This is a genomic window from Pectobacterium atrosepticum (genome assembly GCA_019056595.1).
Taxonomy (GTDB): Bacteria; Pseudomonadota; Gammaproteobacteria; order Enterobacterales; family Enterobacteriaceae; genus Pectobacterium; species Pectobacterium atrosepticum.
The window spans coordinates 2,198,535-2,224,955 of sequence record CP036163.1; the positions used below are offsets into that span (position 1 = coordinate 2,198,535).

General features: G+C 52.0%; 18 protein-coding genes and 1 rRNA gene. 5 read left to right on the forward strand and 14 right to left on the reverse strand.

The window, feature by feature from the left end:
- Positions 1 to 27: 27 nt before the first annotated feature.
- Positions 28 to 612, forward strand: a complete 585-nt coding sequence (gene blc, locus DCX48_10540; protein QXE14907.1) for an outer membrane lipoprotein Blc — start codon at positions 28 to 30, stop codon at positions 610 to 612.
- 118 nt (positions 613 to 730) lie between these two features.
- Here blc and DCX48_10545 read toward each other — a convergent pair whose 3' ends face one another.
- From DCX48_10545 to efp, 3 genes are all read right to left on the reverse strand, one after another.
- The gene (locus DCX48_10545; protein QXE14908.1) at positions 731 to 1,084 is read right to left on the reverse strand and encodes a hypothetical protein; all 354 of its coding nucleotides are present in this window, start codon (positions 1,082 to 1,084) and stop codon (positions 731 to 733) included.
- Between the two features lie 113 nt (positions 1,085 to 1,197).
- A complete protein-coding gene (locus DCX48_10550) occupies positions 1,198 to 1,329 on the reverse strand; it encodes an entericidin A/B family lipoprotein (protein QXE14909.1) in 132 nt (43 codons plus the stop codon).
- A 183-nt stretch (positions 1,330 to 1,512) separates the two neighbouring features.
- On the reverse strand, positions 1,513 to 2,079 hold the full coding sequence (gene efp / locus DCX48_10555; protein QXE14910.1) for an elongation factor P: 567 nt from the start codon (positions 2,077 to 2,079) through the stop codon (positions 1,513 to 1,515).
- 41 nt (positions 2,080 to 2,120) lie between these two features.
- Between efp and epmB the strand changes: the two genes are divergently transcribed.
- On the forward strand, positions 2,121 to 3,164 hold the full coding sequence (epmB, locus tag DCX48_10560) for an EF-P beta-lysylation protein EpmB (protein QXE14911.1): 1,044 nt from the start codon (positions 2,121 to 2,123) through the stop codon (positions 3,162 to 3,164).
- A gap of 64 nt (positions 3,165 to 3,228) precedes the next feature.
- Here the strand turns inward: epmB and DCX48_10565 are convergent, their stop codons facing one another.
- Both DCX48_10565 and DCX48_10570 read right to left on the reverse strand, forming a co-directional pair.
- The gene (locus tag DCX48_10565) at positions 3,229 to 3,573 is read right to left on the reverse strand and encodes a DUF4156 domain-containing protein (protein QXE14912.1); all 345 of its coding nucleotides are present in this window, start codon (positions 3,571 to 3,573) and stop codon (positions 3,229 to 3,231) included.
- Between the two features lie 43 nt (positions 3,574 to 3,616).
- Positions 3,617 to 5,266 (reverse strand): glucose-6-phosphate isomerase, encoded by a 1,650-nt coding sequence (locus DCX48_10570; GenBank protein ID QXE14913.1) that lies wholly within the window; start codon positions 5,264 to 5,266, stop codon positions 3,617 to 3,619.
- A gap of 490 nt (positions 5,267 to 5,756) precedes the next feature.
- Here DCX48_10570 and lysC point away from each other — a divergent pair, with 490 nt between their 5' ends.
- On the forward strand, positions 5,757 to 7,133 hold the full coding sequence (lysC, locus tag DCX48_10575; GenBank protein QXE14914.1) for a lysine-sensitive aspartokinase 3: 1,377 nt from the start codon (positions 5,757 to 5,759) through the stop codon (positions 7,131 to 7,133).
- Positions 7,134 to 7,511: 378 nt separating this feature from the next.
- On the opposite strand, the gene DCX48_10580 is transcribed toward lysC, so the two are convergent.
- Complete coding sequence (locus tag DCX48_10580) at positions 7,512 to 9,158, reverse strand: Na/Pi cotransporter family protein (protein ID QXE14915.1); 1,647 nt, start codon at positions 9,156 to 9,158, stop codon at positions 7,512 to 7,514.
- A gap of 325 nt (positions 9,159 to 9,483) precedes the next feature.
- Between DCX48_10580 and DCX48_10585 the strand changes: the two genes are divergently transcribed.
- Positions 9,484 to 10,938 carry a DASS family sodium-coupled anion symporter gene (locus DCX48_10585; GenBank protein QXE14916.1) on the forward strand — a complete coding sequence of 485 codons (1,455 nt, stop codon included), beginning with the start codon at positions 9,484 to 9,486 and terminating at the stop codon, positions 10,936 to 10,938.
- Between the two features lie 71 nt (positions 10,939 to 11,009).
- Here the strand turns inward: DCX48_10585 and DCX48_10590 are convergent, their stop codons facing one another.
- The 3 genes from DCX48_10590 to metH form a co-directional block, all read right to left on the reverse strand.
- The gene (locus DCX48_10590) at positions 11,010 to 13,115 is read right to left on the reverse strand and encodes a TonB-dependent siderophore receptor (protein QXE14917.1); all 2,106 of its coding nucleotides are present in this window, start codon (positions 13,113 to 13,115) and stop codon (positions 11,010 to 11,012) included.
- A 192-nt stretch (positions 13,116 to 13,307) separates the two neighbouring features.
- A complete protein-coding gene (locus DCX48_10595) occupies positions 13,308 to 14,264 on the reverse strand; it encodes an AraC family transcriptional regulator (GenBank protein ID QXE14918.1) in 957 nt (318 codons plus the stop codon).
- A 517-nt stretch (positions 14,265 to 14,781) separates the two neighbouring features.
- Positions 14,782 to 18,465 carry a methionine synthase gene (gene metH / locus DCX48_10600; GenBank protein ID QXE14919.1) on the reverse strand — a complete coding sequence of 1,228 codons (3,684 nt, stop codon included), beginning with the start codon at positions 18,463 to 18,465 and terminating at the stop codon, positions 14,782 to 14,784.
- Between the two features lie 193 nt (positions 18,466 to 18,658).
- Between metH and iclR the strand changes: the two genes are divergently transcribed.
- Positions 18,659 to 19,489 carry a glyoxylate bypass operon transcriptional repressor IclR gene (gene iclR, locus DCX48_10605; GenBank protein QXE14920.1) on the forward strand — a complete coding sequence of 277 codons (831 nt, stop codon included), beginning with the start codon at positions 18,659 to 18,661 and terminating at the stop codon, positions 19,487 to 19,489.
- A gap of 295 nt (positions 19,490 to 19,784) precedes the next feature.
- On the opposite strand, the gene aceK is transcribed toward iclR, so the two are convergent.
- The 5 genes from aceK to rrf form a co-directional block, all read right to left on the reverse strand.
- Entirely contained in the window at positions 19,785 to 21,560 is a 1,776-nt protein-coding gene (gene aceK, locus DCX48_10610; GenBank protein QXE17215.1) for a bifunctional isocitrate dehydrogenase kinase/phosphatase, read from the reverse strand.
- Positions 21,561 to 21,609: 49 nt separating this feature from the next.
- Entirely contained in the window at positions 21,610 to 22,917 is a 1,308-nt protein-coding gene (gene aceA, locus DCX48_10615) for an isocitrate lyase (protein QXE14921.1), read from the reverse strand.
- A gap of 31 nt (positions 22,918 to 22,948) precedes the next feature.
- A complete protein-coding gene (locus tag DCX48_10620; GenBank protein QXE14922.1) occupies positions 22,949 to 24,547 on the reverse strand; it encodes a malate synthase A in 1,599 nt (532 codons plus the stop codon).
- 284 nt (positions 24,548 to 24,831) lie between these two features.
- The gene (locus DCX48_10625) at positions 24,832 to 25,761 is read right to left on the reverse strand and encodes a homoserine O-succinyltransferase (protein ID QXE14923.1); all 930 of its coding nucleotides are present in this window, start codon (positions 25,759 to 25,761) and stop codon (positions 24,832 to 24,834) included.
- A gap of 493 nt (positions 25,762 to 26,254) precedes the next feature.
- Positions 26,255 to 26,370, reverse strand: a 5S ribosomal RNA gene (rrf, locus tag DCX48_10630).
- Positions 26,371 to 26,421: the final 51 nt, after the last annotated feature.

Here is a 26,421-nt window from a genome sequence, read left to right on the forward strand (position 1 = left end):
CAAAGATGAAAATGATGAGACGTCAATATGATTCCCTTTAACACTATTCGCTTTAACACCACTTTCCTCAAGCTTCTTACCCTTAAAATCAGACGATGCGGGAAAGCATGCATTGCTGTGCTAGTGGCACTCTTTTCCGTCGCCTGTAGCGTGACGCCCCCCGATAACGTCACCGTCGTGGAAAATTTTGATGTTAATCGTTACCTCGGTACCTGGCATGAAATCGCCCGCCTCGATCACCGCTTTGAGCGCAATCTGGAACGTGTGACGGCAACCTACAGCCCACGGGATGACGGCGGTATCAAGGTGATTAATCGTGGCTTTAACATCGAAAAACAGGAATGGAAAGAAAGTATCGGGAAAGCGTATTTCACGGGGTCACCTCAGCGTGGCGCGCTAAAAGTGTCGTTCTTCGGGCCGTTCTATGGCGGTTACAACATTATTGAACTGGATGACGACTACCGCTACGCCCTGATTTGTGGGCCAAACCGTGACTACCTATGGATTCTCTCACGCACGCCAACGTTGGATGCGGCGACGCGCGACAAACTGGTCGCCACAGCCAAACGCTACGGCTTCCCGACAGAGGCACTGATCTGGGTCAATCAGTAATCTGAGCATATTGACTGTAGATGAAACGGTTATACCCTAAATAATTCGCGTTACGAGGCTCAGAGATGAGCCGAGTATTGCTAACGCACAAGCAGCTTGAAGTATGACGGGTATAGCGTTATCCCATAATCTTATCGCGGAACATAAAGAAAACCGCGCCAAGCAGGCACAAGCCCGCCCAGATATAATCGGTTCGGAACGGCTCTTTTAAAATGTATATGGAGAAAGGGATAAATACGGAAAGGCTGATCACTTCCTGCAATATTTTCAATTGCCCCGCGGAGGCTACCTGATAACCAATCCTATTTGCCGGTACCTGCAAGAGGTATTCAAATAATGCGATCCCCCAGCTGATCAACGCAGCAATTATCCAGGTTCGGCCGCTGAAATAGCGCAAATGCCCGTACCAAGCGAACGTCATAAATATATTGCTCAACGTCAGCATGCCGACAGTAATGAAAAGAGGCGACATTATTACTTCTCCGAGTGATCCACCCTTGCATTATCTCGCCGCAGGGAAGAAAACACCATCACGGCATTTTCTTCCACTCGGAAAAGTTATTACGACTTATTTCCCACGTAGGGCTATTGGGTACTGCGCTGGATGGCCTTCCCACCCGCTTCAACATCTTCCCCAACACCTCGGGTGGTATTACACCCAACCACTGCGGAGAGAATAACCAGAGAGAAAATGGCAACAAATGCTTTCTTCAACATACTCGGTTCCTTCTTTATGAGAATAGGATTTCAACGGTACGAAAGGACTGCTTTTTAAGCGTAGCCAATTTTGATTCTTGTGGAGGTTTTTTCGGATGAAGAGCAAAGCAACGGGGAACTTTAGAGAGGAAAATATGAATTAAAAAAGCCGCCTTCACTGAAGGCCGGCTTTTTTCGCATTAATTACTTAACGCGTGAAACGTATTCGCCAGAACGCGTATCAACTCTGACAACTTCGCCGATCTGTACGAACAATGGCACTTTAACCACGGCGCCGGTGCTCAGCGTCGCTGGCTTACCACCCGTCCCTGCGGTATCGCCTTTCAGACCCGGATCGGTATCGGTGATTTCAGCTTCGATGAAATTCGGCGGCAGAACGGTGATCGGGCGGCCATCCCACAGCGTAACGATACATTCTGCGTTGTCTTGTAGCCATTTTGCAGAATCACCAACGGTCTTCTCTTCAACCTGATGCTGTTCAAACGTCTCAGGGTGCATGAAGTGGTAGAACTCACCGTCGTTATATAGGTAGTTCATGTTGGTATCTACTACGTCTGCACCTTCTAGTGAGTCGGTAGACTTGAAGGTTTTTTCAACGCGAGAGCCCGTCAACAGACGACGCATTTTTACACGAGCAAAAGCCTGGCCTTTACCCGGCTTCACAAATTCACTGGATTCGATGGCATACGGCTCGCTTTCGAATATGATTTTAAGACCGGAACGGAAATCGTTGCTAGAATAAGTCGCCATAAAGGCCCTCTATAATTTTAATACTGGTACGAAGCCAAAAAATGGCACACATTGTAACCCTAAATATACCTTCCAGAGAAGATTGGTTGCAGCAACTTGCAGACGTAATTACCGATCCTGATGAATTACTGCAACTTTTGGCACTGAACGATCACGCTAAACTCCGGCAAGGCAATGATGCACGTAGGCTTTTTGCTCTGCGAGTACCACGCGCATTCGCCGCCCGGATGCAAAAAGGTAATCCTGACGATCCGTTATTGCTACAGGTTCTGACCGCGCGTGCGGAATTTATTGTCACCCCGGGCTTCACTCATGACCCACTTGATGAGCAACACAGCGTCGTCCCAGGGCTATTGCACAAATATCACAACCGCGCCCTGCTGCTAGTTAAAGGCGGCTGCGCGGTAAATTGCCGCTACTGCTTCCGCCGCCATTTCCCGTATCAGGATAATCAGGGTAACAAGGCAAACTGGCTTCAGGCGCTGGATTATATCCGCCAACACCCTGAACTGGATGAAATCATTTTTTCCGGTGGCGACCCGCTGATGGCCAAAGACCACGAACTGGACTGGCTGATCACCGAACTGGAACACATCCCGCATCTGAAACGCCTGCGCATTCACAGTCGCTTGCCTGTGGTGATCCCCGCACGCATTACCGATGCACTGTGCGATCGTTTGTCCCGCAGTTCACTTCAGGTGCTGCTGGTGACGCATATTAACCACCCGCAGGAAATTGATCCTGATTTAACACAAAGTATGGCGCGTTTGCGCCGCTCAGGCGTGACGTTGCTCAATCAAAGCGTGCTACTGCGCGGAGTGAATGACAGCGCAGAGACGTTGGCTCGACTCAGCAATGCATTATTTGACGCAGGAATTTTGCCTTATTACCTGCACGTACTGGATAAGGTACAGGGTGCTGCTCATTTTCTGGTGGATGACAACGAAGCTCGCGTCTTAGTCAAAGCGCTAATGAAGAAGGTATCCGGCTATCTCGTGCCCCGTCTAGCGCGGGAAATCGGTGGCGAAGCCAGTAAAACACCGCTTGATTTAGGGATGAAACAGCATCAGGACGACGCTGAGTGATCGAGTGGGTAAAAACGAGGCGAGAGCAGGTTGTTTCCCCACCCTCACCCGGTTTCTCTTTAGCTTAAGGACACTTGTAAACGCTGCCGTTCATCTTGCTGTCTAGCGGTGCAAAGCTTGACCAGAAGGTTTCACTCGAGCTGGTGGCACCATAGATGGTATTGCCGCCCATCGCCGCCGCTTTATTACGTAGATCGTTTGCCGCACCGCGCATAGAACTACCGTCGCTATGGTTGCCCGCCAGCCAGTTAGACTGACTACCGCTAACTTGCCCCAACAGCTGACATTCGCTTCCTGGTTTGGTATCCGTGAACGTCACGGCCTGCCCAGCGGTACTGAGTTGACTGTTGCTACTACATCCAGCCAGTAAAACTGCCGCTGATAGACCCAACAAAATACGAACCTGCATGTCTTCCTCCTTGCGATTGAAAAAACAAAGGGCACAGGCCCGATTAGTTACGCCACGCTTTGAAGCGGTTGATCAGCCCGTTGGTGGAACTGTCATGGCTGTCGATCGTACTGTCACTTTCCAGCTCTGGCAGAATACGGTTTGCCAGTTGCTTACCTAACTCCACGCCCCACTGATCGAACGTGAAGATGTTCAGGATCGCGCCCTGAGTAAAGATCTTGTGCTCATACAGTGCGATCAACGCGCCTAGGCTGTATGGCGTAATGTCGCGCAGCAGGATGGAGTTGGTCGGACGGTTGCCTTCAAAAACTTTAAACGGCGCAACGTGTTCCACCTCTTTTGCACTTTTGCCTGCCGCCGTAAATTCCGCTTCAACAACCTCACGGCTCTTACCAAACGCCAGCGCTTCCGTCTGCGCAAAGAAGTTCGACAGCAGTTTGCTGTGGTGATCGCTCAATGGGTTATGGCTGGTCGCTGGCGCAATGAAATCACACGGAACCAGCTTGGTGCCCTGATGAATCAACTGGTAGAAAGCATGCTGGCCGTTCGTACCCGGTTCACCCCAGATAATCGGCCCAGTCTGGTAATCCACCGGATTACCGTTGCGATCGGTAGATTTCCCGTTGGATTCCATATTTCCCTGTTGGAAATAGGCAGCAAAGCGGTGCATGTATTGGTCATACGGCAAAATCGCTTCGGTTTCTGCACCGAAGAAATTGTTGTACCAAATGCCGATCAGCGCCAGCAACACGGGCAGGTTTTTCTCCGCAGGGGTGGAAGCAAAGTGCTTGTCCATCGCATGCGCGCCGCTAAGCAGCTTTTCAAAATTATCAAAGCCCAGAGAAAGAATGATCGACAACCCAATCGCCGACCACAGGGAGTAGCGTCCGCCGACCCAATCCCAGAATTCGAACATGTTGTTGGTATCGATACCAAATTCGCCGACGGCTTTCGCATTGGTAGACAACGCGGCAAAGTGCTTGGCAACGTGTTTCTCATCCTGCGCCGTTTTCAGGAACCAGTCGCGCGCGCTATGCGCGTTGGTCATGGTTTCCTGCGTGGTGAAGGTTTTAGAGGCAACAAGGAACAGCGTGGTTTCTGGGTTCAGCGGCTTCAACGTTTCAGCAATATGCGTGCCGTCAACGTTGGAGACAAAGTGCATGTTGAGGTGGTTTTTATAAGGCTTCAGCGCTTCCGTTACCATGAACGGCCCCAGATCGGAACCGCCGATACCAATGTTAACCACATCGGTAATCGTTTTTCCGGTATAGCCTTTCCACTCACCGCCGATCACGCGTTCGCTGAAATCTTTCATCTTCGCCAGCACCGCGTTGACTTCCGGCATCACATCCTTGCCATCCACCAGAATCGGCGTGTTGCTACGGTTACGCAGGGCAACGTGCAGAACGGCGCGATCTTCCGTGCGGTTGATTTTCTCTCCCGCAAACATGGCGTGAATCGCCGCAGGCAGGTCAGTTTCCCGTGCCAGCGCGTGCAGTTTTTCCATGGTTTCCGCCGTGATGCGGTTTTTGGAGTAATCCACCAGCATCTGATCGTCGAACGTCGCGGAAAAATGCGCGAAACGGTCGCTATCCTGCGCAAACAGCTCGCTGATTTTCACGTCTTTCATCGCGTCAAAATGGGTTTGTAATGCCTGCCAGGCAGCAGTTTGGCTTGGATTGATATTTTTCATAATGCGACTTTCTCTCTAAGCATGAGTTCAAAGTGACTGAATCGATTGTATCCCTTAAAATCCCAATTGAGATCCCTTTTCTTGCTAAATGCGGTTCATGACCTGTAGTTTACTGACAGATTGTTTATTGACAGAAACCGCATAACCCGTTATTTCTAACACCGTACTTGCACACTCGGTGTGCAAGCCAGAAGAGGCGCGTCGCCCAGGTAAGATATCGGAGGAACCGTAATCCGCTGATGATATCCGAGGGGGAGCGACGCCGAGATGCGGTGAAATACGGCTTTCACCCTATCGACTACAGAGGCTGAATCCTCTGGGTTGTCACCGGATTCGTCCTGATGGACGTCCAGCAAGGTGGAGCGCTTCTGGGTGTATCGTAGTCATTTTCTACGCCTGCCCCCTACTTCTGCTCTCCCCCTGTGCCAAGGCTGATTAATGGAATGCTGTTTACTGAAAACAGCCTACCCCTGACACGAGGTTTTTTGACATGTCTGCAACTGAAGTATCCGCAAACGCGAACGCTACCGTTATTGCCAAATTTGGCGGCACCAGCGTCGCGGACTTTGACGCCATGAACCGCAGCGCCGATGTGGTGTTATCTAATCCAAATGTACGCGTTGTGGTGCTGTCGGCATCGGCTGGCATTACCAATTTATTGGTCGCGCTCGCAGAAGGTCAAACTCCAGAAACGCGCGCTGAACATCTGGCGAAGATCCGCCAGATTCAATACGCCATCATCGACAGGCTGACCAACCAAAGCGTTATTCGCGATGAGATTGATCGCATGCTAGACAGCGTCACCACGCTGTCTGAAGCAGCAGCGCTGGCTACTTCCAATGCGCTAACCGATGAACTGGTCAGCCATGGCGAGCTGATGTCCACCCTGCTGTTTGTCGAAATTTTACGCCAGCGTGATGTCATTGCAGAGTGGTTTGATGTGCGCAAAATCATGCGTACAGACGATCACTTTGGCCGTGCACAGCCGGATTGCGACGTGCTGGGTGAGCTGACTCGTAGCCAGTTGCAGCCGCGCCTTGAACAAGGTCTGGTGATTACTCAGGGCTTTATCGGCAGCGAAGCGAAAGGCCGTACGACCACACTGGGCCGTGGTGGTAGCGATTATACTGCGGCGCTGCTGGGCGAAGCGCTCAACGTCAGCCGGATTGATATCTGGACCGACGTTCCCGGCATTTATACCACCGACCCACGCGTGGTGCCGACGGCGAAACGCATCGATCAAATCATGTTTGAAGAAGCCGCTGAAATGGCAACATTTGGCGCGAAAGTTCTGCATCCAGCCACACTATTGCCTGCGGTTCGCAGCGACATTCCGGTGTTCGTCGGCTCCAGCAAAGATCCGGCTGCTGGCGGTACACTGGTGTGCAATAAAACTGAAAATCCACCGCTGTTCCGCGCGCTGGCGCTACGTCGTAAGCAAACGCTGCTCACGCTGCACAGTCTCAACATGCTGCACACACGCGGTTTTCTGGCCGAAGTGTTCAGTATTTTGGCACGCCACAACATCTCCGTTGACCTTATCACGACGTCAGAAGTCAACGTGGCGCTCACGCTCGATACGACCGGCTCCACCTCAACGGGCGGTAGTCTGCTGTCCAGCGCCTTGCTGACCGAGCTGTCATCACTGTGTCGAGTCGAGGTTGAAGAGAATTTATCGCTGGTCGCGCTGATCGGCAATAAGCTGTCTCAGGCCTGTGGTGTAGGGAAAGAAGTGTTTGGCGTGCTTGAACCTTTCCGCATTCGCCTGATCTGCTACGGCGCCAGCAGCAACAACCTGTGCTTCCTGGTACCCGGTGACGACGCCGAGCGGGTGGTGCAGACGCTGCACCGCAGCCTGTTCGAGTAAATTCGCTGTCTCCGTACTGTCTCTTAGTCACATTTTATGTGAACACGGAGACAGTTTCGTGCGCGATAATGACGTCGTTTTCATGCTACCTCGTAGCACGCGCCCGACACAGGGCGGCTCAGTCGCCGTCGCCCTGTGAACCCTGGCTTCCGGCTAAATTATGCCGCTGCGCGATACCTTCGTCGGTATCAGGCTTAACGGACCGCTTGCGACACGTTCCCGACGTGGCGCAAGCTTTCGCGGCATCCATGCCGCTCATCCTAAGCCGGCTATCTCCTCAGCATAATTTCTTACGCCAGATAACAGCCAACCCGCTTGCAGCCCGCATAAAAATATAACCAAGAGACTACCGTATTAAGTAAAGCCCCACCGAAGGGATCACAATGTTAACGGTGATTCTTCGCGATCTTCGTCCCCGTCCTGCTGCACAATCAATACGTTATACGCCACCGCGCAGAACAGGGAGTTCAGTCGATTCATGTCCCCAAGTAAGCTCAAATGGAGCGAACTGGTTTCCAGACTCTGTACGTTGTGCTGATGTAAGCGGTCGACATGTGCATGCGCATAACGGCGGTTCATAATGCGGAAGCGGTGTTTAGCACGGCGCAGGCGTTTCGCACTGGCGACGTCCTCCGACAGGAAAACCGACAGCCCCAGACGAAGATTCGCCAGTAACTGTTCATGCAATTGGTTCAACTCTTCCAGCCCCTGTGCGGAAAACGCCATGCGTACACCGGATGAATGATTGGCGATGTCATCAGCCATGCGTTCGATAATATCCCCCGCCTGTTCCAGATTCAGCGCCACTTCAATCACCTCAGCCCAGCGTCGGGAATCCCGTTCATCCAACCCGTCCTTTTGAATCTGCGCCAGATAGAGCTTAATCGCGGTATAAAGGATATCGACATCATCATCAAGCCGACGAATCTCCCGCCGCTGCATATGGTCGCCCTGCAAGACTTCGCGGTACAAACGCAGCATCTGCTCTAGCACATCGCCAATTCGCAGCGTTTCTCGCGCGGCATTGGTTAGCGCTAGAGCCGGTGTATCCAGTGAGCTCGTATCCAGATGACGAGGCTTCATCTGGAGGTCGACCTGCGGCGAGTCAGCAATCATCGCGCAGGACAGGCGTGCGACCACGCCGGTAAGCGGAATCAGCAGCAGGCAACGAATCAGGTTGTAGAACAGGTGGAAGTAGATCACCAACTCTTCAGCGCTTAACGGAATGCGCGTCAGCCAGCGCGAAAGCGGCTCAACCAGCGGCAGCACGACCAAACAGCCTATCAGCTTGAACAGCATGCTGCCGAGCGCCACGCGTCGACCTGCCGCATTCTGCGTCGAGGTGTTCATCATCGTCAGTAATCCGCTACCCAGATTGGCGCCGATGACCAGACACATCGCCACTTCCAGCGAAATCACGCCGCTTGCCGTCAAGGTTGCCGTCAACAACACCGCCGCTAGGCTGGAATAGGTAATCACCGCGAATAGCGCGCCAGCCAAAGCATCCAGCATGACGTCGCCCGTCAATGACGAAAATAGTACCTTCACGCCCGATGTTTGCGTGATCGGGGCCGCGGCAACGACAATCATTTCCAGCGCCAGCAAAATCAGCCCAAGCCCAATCGCCACGCGACCAATCTGGCCGACTCGCATCTGTTTACGGCTGAGGAAAAATACCACGCCAAAAAAAATCAGCAGCGGAGAAAGCCAGGACAGATCGAATGTCAGAATTCGCACCATCAGTGCCGTACCGACATCCGCCCCGAGAATAATCACCAGCGCAGGCGTTAATGCCACCAAGCCCTGTGAGACAAAAGAGGTGGTCAGCAAAGCGGTCGCATTGCTGCTCTGCACCAACGCGGTTACGCCAATGCCGGCCATAAAAGCCAATGGTTTTTTCTCAACGCTATCGCTGAGAACCCGCCGTAATTGAGTGCCATAAACCCGCATGATACCGGTACGCACAATGTGAGTGCCCCACACCAGTAACGCAATCGCAGAGAGGAGATTCAACAGTGTTAACAAAAAGTCCGCGCCTCCAGTTAAACCATGATTTGGTGAAATACAGTGTGTTGATGAAATACAGTGTATTGATGAGGTAATGAACAACCATCTTACCAGATGTTGGCTGGCGGTACTGCGAGTCAGCCCGCGTCAGAGAAAAATCACGTAACATCAATTAATGATTAAAGTTAATTAACTGACAATATTTAAAAAACAGAATCCAAATCAATAAGCCGACAATTTCACCTCATGCCTTTCCCCGTTAACGCTATGCTCTTTTTTATCGCTATAACCATTATGGGTTAGATATCCGTACAACCCTGCTGATCCCGATTAAGGAAAATGGATGAAGACCAAAACCTCGTATGGACTGAACTGGCTCGCGATGATCGTTATCCTTGTCATCGCCGCTTTTTTTTGGCAAATGGAACCCCCAGCAGGCCTAAACCCCGCAGCCTGGCATTCCGCCGTCATTTTTGTGGCAACAATCGTTTGCATTGTCGCTAACGTTCTCCCGATTGGGGCTATCGGTATTATCAGTATCACGCTCTTTGCCCTGACGTACGCAGCGGGTGATAAAACGGCCAGCGGCGCGATACAAACTGCACTCAGCGATCTGAACAGCTCGTTAATCTGGCTAATTGTTGTGGCCTTCATGATCGCACGCGGCTTTATCAAAACGGGGCTGGGCCGCCGCATCGCCTTGCAGATGATTCGCCTACTTGGGAAGCGCACGCTCGGGCTGGCTTACGGTCTGGCCTTTGCCGACCTGGTGCTTTCCCCTGCGATGCCGAGCAACACTGCACGCTGTGGCGGGATTATTTATCCCATTGCCGATTCGCTGTCGCGCAGCTTCGATTCCAAGCCGGAAGACGCGTCGCGCAGTAAAATTGGGACCTTCCTAATCACCTGTATCGGTAACGTTAACGACGTGACGGCGGCAATGTTTATGACCGCCTACACCGGCAACCTGCTAGCAGTAAAACTGGCAGCCAACGCAGGCGTTACCATTACCTGGGGAAGCTGGTTTCTGGCGGCGCTCGTCCCCTGTTTGATCTCTTTAGCGATTGTCCCGCTGCTCGTTTACTGGCTGACCAAGCCAGAAATTCGCCATACGCCGGATGCGCCAAAATTGGCCGTCGCTGAGTTGGCAAAGATGGGTAGTATAAGTCGTGGCGAATGGCTCATGGCATTCACCGTTATCCTGCTGCTGGTGCTGTGGATTTTTGGCGACCGCTTAGGTGTGGATGCCACGACCGCTTCATTCGTCGGGCTTTCCTTCCTGCTGCTAACCGGCGTACTAAGCTGGGAAGACGTGAAGAACGAGAAAGGTGCCTGGGATACGCTGATTTGGTTTGCCGCCCTGCTGATGATGGCGAATCAGTTGAAAAAGCTCGGCTTCACTAACTGGTTCGGCGATCTCATCGGCAGCAATATTGGCCATTTGATGCAGGGAACAAGCTGGGTATTGGTGCTGCTACTGCTGAACGCCGCCTATTTCTACACCCACTATTTCTTCGCCAGCGGCAATGCGCAGATCGCCGCGCTTTTTGCAGTGTTCCTCGGTGTCGGGATCAATCTGAACATTCCAGCCGTACCGATGGCGTTCATGCTGGCGTTTACCAGCAGCCTGTACTGCTCGCTGACGCAATATACTCACGCTCGCGGCCCAATCCTATTCGGCGCTGGCTACGTGCCCACCGCCGTCTGGTGGCGCACTGGCTTTGTCGTCAGTCTGGTGAATCAGGCGATCTTTATGGGAGCGGGTTTATTGTGGTGGAAAGCCATCGACCTGTATTGATCGCTAGCTAATAGATGATGTGAAAAAGCCGAGTTTCCTCGGCTTTTCATTTTATCGCCACAAGCACACTATCAGAATGAATAAGAAACGCTGCCGACCACACTGCGCTCTGCACCGAAGTAACAGAACTCCAGCGAGTTACAGGCCGCTACGTAGCGTTTATCGGTCAGGTTGTTGACGTTAAGCTGTGCACTCAGTCCTTTCAGACCCACCTTCGAGAGGTCGTATCCCACCGCCATATCCACCAGCGTATAAGAAGGCAACGTATGGGTATTGGCACGATCGGAGGTCACACCGTTCACGTAACGCACGCCGGAGCCAATGGTCAGGCCATCCAGAGGACCGCTTTTCACATCATAGCTGGCCCAAGCGCTGGCCTGATTGCGTGGCGCATACACCGCACGTTTTCCTTGCTCAGCTGCACTGCTTTTCTTGTAGCGAATATCCGTATAGGTATAAGCCGCTTGCAGACGCAAGTTATCAGTAATATGGCTCACTGCCTCCAGCTCTACCCCTTCCGATTCGATTTCACCAATGGAACGGTAAGGGTCGTTAGGCTGAACTTTTGTCGCCACATTTTTCTGATTAATACGGAACACCGACAGGCTGTACTGATCCTGAGAACCTTCAGGTTGATACTTCATCCCTGCTTCCCACTGCTTGCCTTTCATTGGATCCAGCACGTTACCGTTATCATCGGCGAAACTGGTCGGCGTAAAGGCAGTGGAATAGCTGACATACGGCGCAAAGCCGTTATCAAACAGATAGAGTAAGGCGGCACGAGAGCTAAAATTGTTTTTATCCAACTCGCTGCGTGTCCCTTTGGTCTGGTCAATGTGGGTCACTTTCACCTGATCGTGGCGACCACCCAACGTTAAGCGCCAGCGCTCCCAGCTCATTTGATCCTGTACATAAATGCCCGTTTGTTGCAGCTTGTGTTTTTCCAACGTGCCAGACATTGCTGTTGGTCCAGAACCGTAAACGGGGCTAAAAGCATCAATTGCCGGGAATGAGCCAGAAGGCCAGTCCACGTCATTGTGGCGTTGCTGATAATCAATCCCCACCAGCAGACGGTGGTTGACCGCGCCAGTATCCACGCTGCCATCGAGCTGATTATCTAACGTTAATGCGGACAGCGATTCACGGGAACCCGAGTAGTAGCGAGTCAGCGTATCGGCGCTCGGCTGCGTCCAACCATAGGCGTACACCTGATCCAAATGGACTTTGGTACGCAGGTAACGCAGCTTTTGACGCACTGCCCAGCCGCTATCGAAACCATGCTCAAAGTTGTATCCCACCATGTTTTGCTTACGGTCGTATTTCTCATAATTCTCTTCCCCTTCATAGAAGGTATTAGAGATTTTCCGCCCGTTATGCGCCACCACAGTGCCTTCATACGGTAAACCTGAGTGGCTACCGCCTTCAGGATCGCGTTGCAGGTAAGCCATCAATTCCAGACGCGTCTTGTCGGAAATCCGCCACAGTAGGCTAGGCGCGATCGCATAGCGCTCTTCTTTGGTTTTTTTGAACTGCGTATCGGCTTCGCGCACGATCCCGCCCAGACGGAACGCAAACCGCTCGTCATCGTCCAGCGGACCGGTAACGTCAAATGCCGCACCGCGCTGCGCATTATTGCCCGCAAACAGTTTAATCTGGCCGCTGCGTTCGAACGATGGTTGACGTGAATTCAGCGCCACAATCCCGCCCGGTGAAGAACGCCCATAGAGTACGGACGCTGGGCCTCTGACCACTTCGATACTGTCAAGAAACCACGGATCGATAACCAGCGAGCTATGGGAGTTGGTATCCCCCATCATCTTCAGGCCGTCGAGATAGACGTTATCCAGACTGCCGTCAGAAAAGCCGCGCAGTACCATGTAATCAAAGCGGTTGGAGGCACCAATCTGGTTGTTGAACACGCCCGGCGTATAGCCAACTGCCTGACGAACGCTGGTCGCCCCTTGCTCCTGAATCTGATCGCGCGTAATGATAGAAACGGCCTGAGGAGTCTCAATATCGGGCGTTTCCAGCTTGGTCGCACCGCGTTGCATTTGAGACGTCACGACTAACGTATCGCCCTGAGAAGGGGAGGATGGCGTATCCTGCGCGAGTGCCGACACAGTGAATCCACTGGTGAAACAGCCAACCACCAGCGCCAGCCGCGTTTTTCTAAACATGGGAATCTCCACAGACCTTATTATTGTAAATAAGAATTATTACTGTTTTTGGTCTAACGATAGCTATGCGCAGTGACGGCTTACGTATGCGCAATGACAAAATGGGAACTCAGCGGGAAGACGCGCGGCGGGCAGCAAAGTGGCAATGCCTGGCGTAAACAAGGGTCAATGCATTGATTAAGAAAGGGAGTGTTAGCTGGCGATGCGCGCATCGCTCGGTGCAATGCCGTAACGTCGCCGGAAAGCCGTAGCAAAGTTGGTCGCATGCTGGTAACCCGACATCCAGGCGGCCTGCTGAACGCTATATCCCTGCGCCAGATAGCGTCGGGATAGCTCCAACCGGCAGTCACGCAGATAGTCAAAGACAGAATGACCATATACCTGACGAAACTTGGTACGCAGGCTACTGGTGCTCATCGCAGCCAGTTGCGCCAGTTCATTGAGGGTGTACTCTTTTTCAGGCTGTTGCGCCAGAAGTCGCCGAACATTCTCCAGCCGATCCTGTTCGCCGGGCGGGGGCAATATGCGTCGCTCTCCCCCACGTTGCCCAAATGACAAACCATGCCCCAGCAGTTGTAGCATCACCCCTTCCAGCATAAGCTGGCGCGATAATCCCGGCGTGGTGTTTTCAAGCGCATGTTGTAACCCAGATAACAAATAGCCGGGAACCTGCCATAAAAAGGCCGGATTACCGCTCTGCTCCCATTCGTTCAACAACAAGCCCAACAGCGGTTCCAAAGCAAAAGTCGCGGGGAAAATTCCCAGAGACACGGTACGGAGATGGTGATCTGCAAGGTGGCTGGCGTTCATGACGAGCGGCTCGCCCAACCGGGTGCTGAATGCCATACCAGACCGCACGACAAACTCTTTACCATTCAGGCGCAGCGCGACGCACCCTTCCAGCACCACCAGCGTATAAAATGGGCAGCAGTGTAAAGACGTTGATTCGTAAGGCTGCAACACGCGCACGTTAGAGTTCGTCAGGCAAATACCGGAGGATAACGTCATCTCTTCGACATCGCCCTGCACAACGATACGCTTTTCTTTCGTACGATCGCGGCAAGATGACAGCTGCGGGAAATGGTAGTCAATCCCGTAACGTTCACCGATTTCGAAGAAATCCTCAATGGAAAAGAGTCGTTTTAACATGAGCCTGGAAGATACCCTCATCCTGTTTAACGCCCAGAATCAGGCCTGCGGTTATCGGGAATAGCGTGGAATAAAAACAGAAAAGCACTTTCTGCTTAATTGATACTCACCTTACCATTACCATGAAATCGCATCAATAAGACTGATAAGTATTCTCATTGATGTGTATTCTAAATCCTGAACACCTTCGCTCGCGTAGGTAAGGTTCTCTGACTGGCATCAGAAATCATGCTGAGGTATCAGTGAACGCCGAGTGAGCGACAGGACGTCGCGAAAGCCAGTGCCGCGTAGGGAACGCGTCACTGGCGACTCGATAAGCGTTCAATGATTCCGAAGGCACCGCGTAGCGGCAGGATTTCAGCCAATAGCCTGGGTACATAGGGCAAGCGGCGTTTGAGCTGCCCTATGTCGGGCGTGGCGTATTCGTCACAAAATATAACCTTTGCCCTCACGCCCGAAACGCCACCAGTCATGCATAACTCAGACAACAATATCTGTAAGCACCTTACTCAATCACTTAATCCGCATCATAGCCAAGATTCGGCGCCAGCCAGCGTTCAACCTCACCCACGTTCATACCTTTACGCACCGCGTAATCCTCTACCTGATCGCGTTGGATTTGCGCGACGGCAAAATATTTACTGTCGGGGTGGCTGAAATACCAGCCGGATACCGATGCGCCCGGCCACATGGCATAGGATTCGGTTAGCTTCATGCCGGTATGCTTTTCCACATCCAACAGTTGCCAGATTTGTACTTTCTCCGTGTGGTCTGGACAAGCCGGATAACCTGGCGCAGGGCGAACACCCTGATAATTCTCACGAATCAGCAGCTCATTACTGAGGTTCTCATTCGGCGCATAGCCCCAGTAAACCTTTCGCACACGCTCATGCAGGTATTCCGCAAAGGCTTCCGCCAGACGGTCAGAGATCGCCTTCACCATGATCTTGTTGTAATCATCGTGCTGCGCTTCCCACAGATCGGCCAATGCATCCTCCTCCAGCCCGCCGGTCACCGCAAAGGCGCCCAGATAATCCGGCTTGCCACTGGATTTCGGCGCAACAAAATCGGACAGACAGTAGTTAGGGAAGTCGGGTTTTTCCGTCTGTTGACGCAGATGATGGCTGACTGACAGCACCGTTTCACGCCGTTCATCGGTATAAATCACCACGTCATCCCCAACACGGTTCGCCGGGAATAAGCCAACCACGCCACGAGGATTCAGCGCACCGCGCGCGGACAAATCGTCCAGCATCGCGTTAGCATCAGCAAAAAGGCGCTTGGCTTCTTCCCCCACCACGTCATCTTCCAGAATGCGGGGATACTTTCCAGCCAGCGACCAGGTCATAAAGAATGGCGTCCAGTCGATGTAGTTGCGCAGCGTTTCGATGTTAGCCGTTACCGCCTGCACACCCGGCCGATGTGCAATCGGCGGCGTGTAGTTTTCCCAATCCAGATCTGAGGCATTAGCGCGAGCCGCCTCTAACGTCACGGGCGGCGTTCTCGGCTTTTTACGCGCGTGCTGAATACGCACGGTTTCGTATTCTTTACGGGTACGCGCAACAAAGTCGCCATACTGCGTACTAGACAACAGAGCCGACACCACACCAACAGAGCGTGAGGCATTCTGCACGTAGACGGTCGGGCCGCTGTAGTTCTGCTCAATCTTCACAGCGGTATGCGCTTTAGAGGTCGTCGCGCCGCCAATCAATAGCGGCAGCGTAAAGCCCTGACGCTCCATCTCTTTCGCCACGTTGACCATTTCATCCAACGACGGTGTAATTAGCCCAGACAGCCCGATGATATCGACCTTCTCTTCACGCGCGGTCTTCAGGATTTTATCCGTCGGCACCATCACGCCCAGATCGATAATTTCGTAGTTGTTACATTGCAACACCACGCCGACAATATTCTTACCGATATCGTGAACGTCACCTTTTACCGTCGCCAGCAGGATTTTCCCAGCAGATGAACCTTTGTCTTTACTGGCATCAATGTAGGGTTCGAGGTAAGCCACCGCTTGCTTCATCACACGGGCAGATTTCACTACCTGCGGTAAAAACATTTTGCCTGCACCGAATAGGTCACCGACGACGTTCATACCATCCATCAGCGGACCTTCGATAACCTCGATCGGTCGTGACGCCTGCTGACGTGCTTCTTCTGTATCCAGCTCGATAAACTCGGTAATGCCTTTAACCAGCGAGTACTCCAGACGCTTCTTCACATCCCAGCCGCGCCACTCCGCCTGCGTTTTACTACCTTCATCTTCCGTTTTGCTACCGCGATATTTTTCCGCCAGTTCGAGCATGCGCTCGGTAGCATCGCTGCGACGGTTAAGGATCACATCCTCAACCGCATCACGCAGCTCAGCAGGAAGATCGTCATAGATCGCCAACTGACTGGCGTTCACGATCCCCATGTCCATACCATTGCGGATCGCGTAATACAGGAAGACGGCGTGGATCGCCTCACGCACCAGATCGTTGCCACGGAACGAGAACGACACGTTAGACACGCCGCCGGAGATCATCGCATGCGGCAGTTGCGCCTTAATATCTGCACAGGCTTCGATGAAATCCACCGCGTAGTTGTTGTGCTCGTCGATCCCCGTTGCCACGGCGAAAATGTTCGGGTCGAAAATAATGTCTTCCGGCGGGAAACCGACCTCTTCCGTCAGGATGCGATACGCCCGGCGACAAATTTCAATTTTACGCGCTCGGGTATCAGCCTGTCCGACTTCATCGAAAGCCATTACCACCACGGCTGCGCCATAGCGCCGCACCAGCTTAGCGTGATGGATAAAGGCCTCAACGCCTTCCTTCATAGAGATCGAGTTAACAATGCCTTTGCCCTGAATGCATTTGAGCCCTTTCTCAACCACATCCCATTTTGAGGAGTCGATCATAATCGGCACACGGGCGATATCAGGCTCACCGGCAATAAGATTCAGGAAGCGGGTCATCGCCGCTTCCGCATCCAGCATACCTTCATCCATGTTGATATCGATGATCTGCGCGCCACTTTCCACCTGCTGACGGGCGACATCCAGCGCTTCGTTGTATTTCTCTTCTTTGATCAGACGCTTAAAACGTGCAGAACCGGTAACGTTCGTCCGTTCCCCCACGTTAACAAACAGGGTGTTGGCATCGATAGTCAGCGGTTCAAGACCGGATAAACGACAAGCCACCGGGATCTCCGGCAGCTTACGCGGCGGCACGCCTTCCACTACTTTCGCCATCGCGGCAATGTGTGCAGGCGTCGATCCACAGCAACCGCCGACGATATTCAGGAAGCCCGATCGCGCCCATTCTCCGATATGTTTCGCCATATCAGCAGGATCCAGATCGTATTCCCCGAAGGCGTTAGGCAGCCCCGCATTTGGATGTGCGCTCACATAGCATTCTGAAATACGGGATAGTTCGGCGACATACTGGCGCAGCTCATCCGGCCCCAATGCACAGTTCAGACCGAAGGAAAGCGGGCGGGAATGACGCAGGGAGTTATAAAAGGCTTCTGTGGTTTGGCCAGATAACGTACGTCCTGATGCATCCGTGATCGTGCCAGAAATCATCACGGGCAATACGATCCCTAACGCCTCAAACTCACTTTCGACGGCAAAACTCGCCGCTTTAGCATTCAACGTGTCGAAAATGGTTTCGATCATGATCAGATCGACACCACCGGCGATCAGTGCGCGAGTGGATTCACGATACGCTTCGACCAACTGATCAAAACTGACGTTACGAAACGCAGGATCGTTAACATCGGGGGAGATCGATGCGGTGCGGTTCGTCGGGCCAAGCACACCGGCTACATAGCGCGGCTTATCCGGCGTTAATGCTGTCCATTTGTCTGCGCTGGCACGCGCCAGCTGGGCGGCGACGGTATTGATTTCCGCCGACAGCGATGCCATATCATAATCCGCCATCGCGATGGTGGTGGAGTTGAAGGTGTTGGTTTCGAGAATATCGGCACCGGCTTCCAGATAGGCGTTGTGAATTTCACTAATCACCTGCGGCCTGGTCAGCACCAGCAGATCGTTATTTCCCTTCACATCGCTCGGCCAGTCAGCAAAGCGCTCGCCACGATAATCTGCTTCCTGCAGGCGATAACCCTGGATCATGGTACCCATACCACCATCCAGCACCATAATGCGTTGCGCCAACTGACGCCGCAATTCATCTACCCGATTACTCACGCGAACCCCATTCCCAGCCAATAAATACGATATATATTGCGTCTATCCTAGCATAAGTTATGAACACCCTAACGAGAGGCAGCATGAGACTTTTTCAGGTAATTTGCCGATAAAAAACACAGAGAAAGAAGAGTTGCATTCTGTGGTAAAAAAACGAAAATCAATTCCATTACCATAAAAAGGAATCGACGCTATGACGCCACCAGAGCCAGCCAAACGCGGGAAGAAACCTAGAGCCAGTACGGGCACCACCGTGCAGCCAACCGGGCAGGTTCAGTCGCTGACCCGTGGCCTGACGCTGCTTGAATATATCGCCAAGGCAAACGGCAGCGTGGCGCTAACCGATCTAGCTCAGCAGGCCGGTCTACCGAATTCCACGACCCACCGACTGCTTACCACCATGCAGCAACAGGGCTTTGTCCGTCAGGTGGGCGATCTGGGGCTGTGGACGATCGCATCGCATGCGTTTATCGTCGGTAGTAGCTTTCTGCAAAGCCGCAACCTGTTGGCGATTGTGCATCCGATACTACGCAAATTAATGGAAGACTCGGGCGAGACGGTCAATCTGGCCGTTCTCGATCAAACGGATAGTCAGGCGATCATCATCGATCAGGTGCAATGTACGGCGCTAATGCGTATGTCTGCACCGATCGGCGGTAAGTTGCCGATGCATGCTTCCGGTGCTGGGAAAGCGTTTCTAGCGCATTTACCTGATGCTCAGGTCACGCAGTTGCTGCACAAGAAAGGGCTGCATGGCTACACGCCACACACGTTCAGTTCGCCACAAGCGCTGAAGGAAAATCTCTCGCTGATTCGCAAGCAGGGGTATTCGTTCGATGACGAAGAGCACGCGCTGGGGCTACGCTGCATCGCGGCCTGTATTCTGGATGAACACCACGAAGCCTTCGCCGCCATCTCCATCTCTGGCCCGGTATCGCGCATCACGGACGACCGCGTCACAGAACTCGGCGCACTGGTGATCAAGGCAGCGAAGCAGGTCATGCAGGAATACAGCGGGCTATAAACAAGGTGTATTCCTCGTCAGGCCTTTTAGGCGCATGTCTATGCAGACTGTGGGAAGGTTTCGTGCGCAATAATACCGTTATTTTCATGCTACCTCGTAGCACGCGCCCGACACAGGGCGCTCAATCGCCGCCGCCCTGTGTACCCAGGCTTTCGGTGGGAATTATGCCGCTACGCGGTTCCATCGGTGTTCGTGACCGCTAGTCGAGCCGCCAGTGACGCGTTCCAGACGCGGCACTGGCTTTCGCGACGTCCTGTCGCTCACTCGGCGGTCAAGCCCACCGCTGCATAATTTTTCACGCCGGATAACGGCAAAGACCAGAATCATTCTCAGTAGTGATATATAGCGGCTCAGCACGTTGACTAAAACGCTTCCTACGCCGGTAGGCGTAAACATCTTCGATATGACCTTCCCTGATGCGTTGCTGTAATGCCCGCCAGTAGTCCGCACAAAACAGATCGCCATGCATTTCCTCAAACAGCGTGCGAATGTGGCGGTCGCTGCACAGGAAATGCGGAAATTCTTCGGGAAACACATCATTCGGCGCGACGCTGTACCACGGCTCTGCGGCCAGTTCGTCCTCCGGGTAACGCGGCGGCGGAATCTTGCGGAAATTCACCTCGGTCATGTAGCAGATCTCATCGTAATCATAAAATACGACTCGCCCATGACGCGTGACGCCAAAATTCTTAAACAACATATCACCGGGGAAAATATTCGCCGCCGCCAGCTGTTTGATGGCATTGCCATACTCTTCGATCACATCGTGCAACTGCTGTGCGTTTGCCTGTTCCAGATAGAGGTTAAGCGGCGTCATCCGGCGTTCCATATACAAATGTCGAATCACCAGTTGATCTCCCAAATCCTCTAGTTTTTCCGGCACCTCCCGCCAGAGTTCATCCAATAACTCCGGGCTGATGCGGTGCTTATCGATGACGAAGTTTTCATATTCCTGCGTGTCCGCCATACGCCCGACGCGATCGTGCTCTTTAACTAGTTGATAGCACGCTATTACTCGCTCCGCACTCACCTCTTTCTGCGGCGCAAAACGATCTTTGATGACCTTAAATACGCGATCGAACGAAGGCAGTGTAAACACCAGCATCACCATACCTTTCACCCCAGGAGCGATAATGAACTGCTCTTCTGACTCGGCAATGTAATGCAGATATTCGCGGTAATACTCGGTTTTACTGTGCTTCTGGCAGCCAATAGCCAGATAAAGCTCCGCCGTTGTCTTCCCCGGTAGAATGTCACGTAGCCAGGCCACCAGCGCGGATGGCTGCGGGGCATATACCATGAAGTAAGAACGGGCGAAACCAAACACCATGCTGGCGTCTGCCTGAGCGGTCAGGCAAGTATCAATAAATAGCGCACCACGTTCGTTGTGGTGAATCGGCAGCAGAAATGGAAAAACACCGTCAGGCAGCGACAGTTTCCCCACCAGCCAAGCCGCTTTGTTACGGTAAAAGAGCTCATTCGCTACCTGTAACGTCGCCTGATCAAGCTGCTCAGCAGAGAAGGTACTCTGTAAATACGTAACGATGTAATCAATATCACGCGGCAAATCTTCCCACGGTAAACGGAGCGGCACATCACCCAGCAATTTTTCCAACATACGCTGCCAGCCGTCAGTTGGCACAAACGTCTTGGCAATCGGCCGGGGAATTTCATGAAAGCGCTTTTCTGGCTGAGAACTGAAAACAAACAGTTTATCGGGAGCGAGTTCCCGATGATTAAACAGCCGACAATAGACGGAATTGAAAAAGCTCTCCGCAATCTCGAAACGCGGATAGTCCGGCAATAAGCCGGTGTAGATATGCTTCATCCGCGCCAAAAAATCCGCATCATCACAGCGGATGCCGGTAATACAGCGCAACTGTGCGACAACCAGACCAACATGGTGATCGTATAAGTGAATACGTTGTTTCATTGCCTGTTGCACAGCGGGCCAGTCAGCCTGTTCAAAACGCTGCTGTGCGCCCGCGGTGACTTCGAGAAAACGACCATATTGCGCATCAAATCCTTGCAGGATCGTCTGCGCCACCAGCTTTTCAAGGTCACGCGTCATCATGATCTCCAGATGAAACCCGGCCAGCCGAAAACTAGCCGGGTTAGGATCAGAACTGCTGTTCTTCCGTCGATCCCGTCAGCGCCGTCACTGAAGACTGGCCTCCCTGAATGATGTTCGTCACTTTATCGAAGTAGCCAGTACCGACCTCCTGCTGATGCGATGAGAAGGTATAACCGTCTTTAATCGCTTCAAATTCAGGCTGCTGCACTTTTTCTACGTAGTGCCTCATCCCCTCGCCCTGTGCATAGGCATGCGCCAGATCAAACATGTTGAACCACATGCTGTGGATGCCAGCCAGCGTAATAAACTGATACTTGTAGCCCATCGCCGACAGCTCATCCTGAAAACGCGCAATCGTGCTGTCATCCAGATTCTTCTTCCAGTTAAAGGAAGGTGAACAGTTGTACGCCAGCAGCTTACCGGGGAACTTAGCGTGGATGGCCTCAGCAAAACGACGCGCCAACGATAAATCCGGCGTTGAGGTTTCGCACCACACCAGGTCCGCATAAGGCGCATAGGCCAGACCACGGCTGATTGCCTGCTCGATCCCAGCGCGCGTACGATAGAAACCTTCCACCGTGCGTTCTCCAGTGATGAAATCACGGTCATATTCATCGCAGTCGGAGGTCATTAAATCCGCCGCATCCGCATCGGTTCGCGCAACCACTAAGGTGGGCACGCCCATTACGTCCGCCGCCAGACGTGCTGCGACCAGCTTCTGAACGGCTTCCTGAGTGGGAACCAGCACTTTGCCGCCCATGTGCCCACATTTCTTCGCCGATGCCAATTGATCCTCAAAGTGAACCGCCGCGGCGCCCGCTTCAATCATTGATTTCATGAGCTCGAACGCATTAAGCACGCCGCCAAATCCAGCCTCCGCATCCGCAACAATCGGCAGGAAGTAGTCGGTATGGCGTTTATCACCCGGCTCAATGTGGTTCGCCCACTGAATCTGATCGGCACGCCGAAAGGTGTTATTAATGCGTTCGATCACCGCAGGCACGGAATTCGCTGGGTAGAGCGACTGGTCGGGATACATGCTGGACGCCAGATTGGCATCCGCCGCCACCTGCCAACCGGAAAGGTAAATCGCCTCAATACCGGCTTTCGCCTGCTGTAAGGCTTGCCCACCCGTCAGTGCGCCCAGACAGTTAACATAACCTTTGCGGGCTTCACCATGCAGCAGGCTCCATAATCTCGCCGCGCCGAGCTGCGCGAGCGTGCATTCCGGGTTCACCGATCCACGTAGATTAATCACATCTTCTGCGCTGTAGGGGCGCGTAATACCTTCCCAGCGCGCGGTTTTCCACTCTTTTTCGATATGCTGGACTTGTTGGGTACGAGAGGTCGTCATAGCAGAGGTTCCTTTTTATTATTAGTCAGGATTAATCAAGCAATGCGTAGCCGGGTAACGTCAGGAAGTCGATCAGTTCATCTTGCGTGGTGATTTGTTCCATCAGCCGAGCGGCTTCATCGAAGCGCCCTCCGCTAAAACGGGCATCACCTAATTCCTCCTGAATCACAAACATCTCTTCGGCCAACATCTGGCGGAACAGCGCTTTGGTGATCACACGACCATCGCTCAACGTCTTGCCGTGACGAATCCACTGCCAGATAGAGGTTCGGGAAATTTCTGCCGTCGCAGCGTCTTCCATCAACCCATAAATCGGGACGCAGCCATTACCAGATATCCACGCTTCGATGTACTGCACGGCAACGCGGATATTCGCACGCATACCGACTTCCGTGCGCTCTCCCGGACAGGGTTCCAGTAATTCCTCAGCACGGATAAACGCATCGTGTTCACGGCTGATATCAAGCTGATTTTTGCGCTCACCCAACGCCCGATCGAACACCTCCATCACGGCATCTGCCAGCCCCGGATGAGCGACCCAAGTGCCATCGTGACCATTATTCGCTTCCAACTCCTTGTCTTTACAAACCTTATCCAATACCCAATTATTACGTTCAGCATCCTTACTCGGAATGAACGCCGCCATCCCGCCCATGGCAAACGCGCCACGGCGATGGCAGGTTTTGATCAACAGCCGCGAGTAAGCACTAAGGAAAGGTTTTTCCATCGTTACCGACTGACGATCGGGCAGAACGCGATCGCTGTGGTTCTTTAATGTTTTGATATAACTGAAAATATAATCCCAGCGCCCGCAGTTTAACCCAACAATATGATCGCGTAAGTGATAGAGGATTTCGTCCATCTGGAAAACAGCAGGCAGCGTTTCAATCAACACCGTTGCTTTGATCGTTCCACGCGGAAGGTCAAAGCGATCTTCTGTATAGCAGAAGACATCGTTCCACCAAGCTGCTTCCTGCCATGACTGAGTCTTTGGCAAATAGAAATAAGGGCCGCTACCTTTCTTCAGCAGTTCCTGATAGTTGTGGAAAAAATACAGCGCGAAATCAAACAAGCTGCCGGGAATGGCTTCCCCCTGCCAGGACACGTGTTTTTCAGGTAAATGCAACCCGCGCACGCGGCAAACCAATACAGCAGGATTGGGTTTCAGCTGGTAGATTTTTCCTGTTTCGTTGATATAGGAAATCGTACCGCGTACGGCATCACGTAAATTGATTTGTCCATCAATCACCTTTTCCCATCCCGGTGACAGTGAATCCTCAAAGTCCGCCATGAAAACCTTCACATTGGCATTCAATGCGTTGATCACCATCTTGCGCTCAACTGGGCCGGTAATTTCAACACGGCGATCCTGAAGGTCATCGGGAATGCCGCGTATCGTCCATGCTTTATCTCGAATGGAAGCCGTTTCTGAAATAAAATCAGGCAACTTACCCTGATCGATATTGCGCTGCTGTACTTGTCGTTCAGCAAGTAATTGATTACGTGCGGGAGTGAAATGCGTGACTAATTCCGTTAGGTAATCAATCGCCTCCTCCGTAAGAATGTGCTTCTCACCTTCGCCAAAACGCTGACTAAACGCCAACTCTCCGTTTATCGTCTGCTGCATCATTCGTGGTTCCTTTTCAAGATTCCGCTTCATTCATCAACAACCGCCAGATCGGCAAACCAGTATGTATATTTCTTAGCCGACAGGATTAAGCGTAATACAAGAAAAAACAAAATCAAAAACAATTTCCATTTTAAAAAAATTATCAACATAACCACATAATAAAAATGAAGATTAAAATTAAAAAATAAGAGAAATAACTTTCACCAACTAACAGAAATGGAATCATTCAGCACAAAAAAAAGGCACCCTTAAAGGTGCCTCAGAGAAAAGGATTAAGATGAGAGTTAGTCCAGCGTAGGATTCATTTTGCGCAAATCGTAAGGCGTAATCTGATAAACATAGTAATTCAGCCAGTTAACAAAAAGCAGATGCCCATGGCTACGCCAGCTCGCTTTCGGTTCCAGTTCAGGATTGTCATCCGGGAAATAGTTAACCGGAACGGTCGGATCCAACCCAGCATCACAATCACGGAAAAACTCTCCTGCCAGCGTCAGAACGTCATATTCGGGATGCCCAGTAACGAACGCCAGACGTTTATCTTTACTGGCAAACAGGTAAGCACCGGCCTGCTCCGACGCAACCAGAATATCCAAATCCGTATGCTGCCGAATCACATCAGCCGGAAAATCTGCATAGCGAGAATGTGGAGCCAGGAACGTTTCATCAAAGCCGCGGGTCAGCAAAGCATGGGGTTGTAACGTTTGATGCAAGTAAACACCGGACAGCTTTTCCTTCCGAGTCATCTTGGGAATACCGTAGAGGATATTGAGAGCAGCCTGTACAGCCCAACACACGAATAATGTGGATGTAACATGCTCTTTTGCCCATTCGATAACACGCGCGATCTGCGGCCAATAAACAACATCACAGAAATCGACTAACCCCAGCGGGGCGCCAGTAACAATCAAGCCATCAAAGTTTTCGTCCTGGATATCGTCGAAATTACAGTAGAAATTATTCAAATGCTCGGTTGGTGTATTCTTTGATTCACGGCTGTCGATACGTAGCAGTTGGATATCGATCTGTAGGGGAGAATTGGACAACAGACGCAGAAACTGGTTTTCAGTCTCAATCTTCTTAGGCATCAGGTTCAGAACCAGCACTTTAAGTGGGCGAATTTCCTGCGTTTTAGCGCGCGAGGATGTCATAACAAAGACGTTCTCATTACGCAGAAAATTAACGGCTGGTAACTCATCAGGAACCCGAATTGGCATAACCTTATATCCTCAAAGCATACGTTTAAACGTTTAGACATCCAGATGCCTGAAGATAGCGAATTTTCGTACTAATGTCGAGTGCTCAACACATAAGGTGAAAATGTTTCACGAGACACGGATCCGCATCATCTGCAAAATACGTTTAAGTACGTCAGAATCACTCAGGGGAACAGCGCTAGAAATAACAATAAGCCTGGATTTACGACAGTTCATAGCTGTTATTTCCTGAAGTATCCGCTACATCACAGGAGCCCCACTTCATTCATTTCCAGAGCGTGGATAGTCAGCAACCAAGATTCTGTTATTGCTAAATGCACTCTGTGTAGTGGCTTCACGCAGTGTGGCAAAGCTACCTATTGTGATTTTATTTTTACGGATTTGGATATAGGGATTCATAATTCATCTTCCTAACAGTTCCATTTTCCTCCCCCCCAAATGCCCCACAGCAAAAAGCCCCTGTCTTTCGACAGGGGCTTTCCACTCGTTTGATGCCTGGCAGTTCCCTACTCTCACATGGGGAGACCCCACACTACCATCGGCGCTACGGCGTTTCACTTCTGAGTTCGGCATGGGGTCAGGTGGGACCACCGCGCTATCGCCGCCAGGCAAATTCTGTTTCATTCCAACCGTTACTTATCATGACTTTTTGTCATCTCC

Coding starts and splice junctions, on each gene's coding strand:
- blc (QXE14907.1), top strand. CDS start 28: ATGATTCCCTTTAACACTATTCGCTTTAACACCACTTTCCTCAAGCTT.
- DCX48_10545 (QXE14908.1), bottom strand. CDS start 1,084: ATGTCGCCTCTTTTCATTACTGTCGGCATGCTGACGTTGAGCAATATA.
- DCX48_10550 (QXE14909.1), bottom strand. CDS start 1,329: ATGTTGAAGAAAGCATTTGTTGCCATTTTCTCTCTGGTTATTCTCTCC.
- efp (QXE14910.1), bottom strand. CDS start 2,079: ATGGCGACTTATTCTAGCAACGATTTCCGTTCCGGTCTTAAAATCATA.
- epmB (QXE14911.1), top strand. CDS start 2,121: ATGGCACACATTGTAACCCTAAATATACCTTCCAGAGAAGATTGGTTG.
- DCX48_10565 (QXE14912.1), bottom strand. CDS start 3,573: ATGCAGGTTCGTATTTTGTTGGGTCTATCAGCGGCAGTTTTACTGGCT.
- DCX48_10570 (QXE14913.1), bottom strand. CDS start 5,266: ATGAAAAATATCAATCCAAGCCAAACTGCTGCCTGGCAGGCATTACAA.
- lysC (QXE14914.1), top strand. CDS start 5,757: ATGTCTGCAACTGAAGTATCCGCAAACGCGAACGCTACCGTTATTGCC.
- DCX48_10585 (QXE14916.1), top strand. CDS start 9,484: ATGAAGACCAAAACCTCGTATGGACTGAACTGGCTCGCGATGATCGTT.
- DCX48_10590 (QXE14917.1), bottom strand. CDS start 13,115: ATGTTTAGAAAAACGCGGCTGGCGCTGGTGGTTGGCTGTTTCACCAGT.
- DCX48_10595 (QXE14918.1), bottom strand. CDS start 14,264: ATGTTAAAACGACTCTTTTCCATTGAGGATTTCTTCGAAATCGGTGAA.
- iclR (QXE14920.1), top strand. CDS start 18,659: ATGACGCCACCAGAGCCAGCCAAACGCGGGAAGAAACCTAGAGCCAGT.
- aceK (QXE17215.1), bottom strand. CDS start 21,560: ATGACGCGTGACCTTGAAAAGCTGGTGGCGCAGACGATCCTGCAAGGA.
- aceA (QXE14921.1), bottom strand. CDS start 22,917: ATGACGACCTCTCGTACCCAACAAGTCCAGCATATCGAAAAAGAGTGG.
- DCX48_10620 (QXE14922.1), bottom strand. CDS start 24,547: ATGATGCAGCAGACGATAAACGGAGAGTTGGCGTTTAGTCAGCGTTTT.
- DCX48_10625 (QXE14923.1), bottom strand. CDS start 25,761: ATGCCAATTCGGGTTCCTGATGAGTTACCAGCCGTTAATTTTCTGCGT.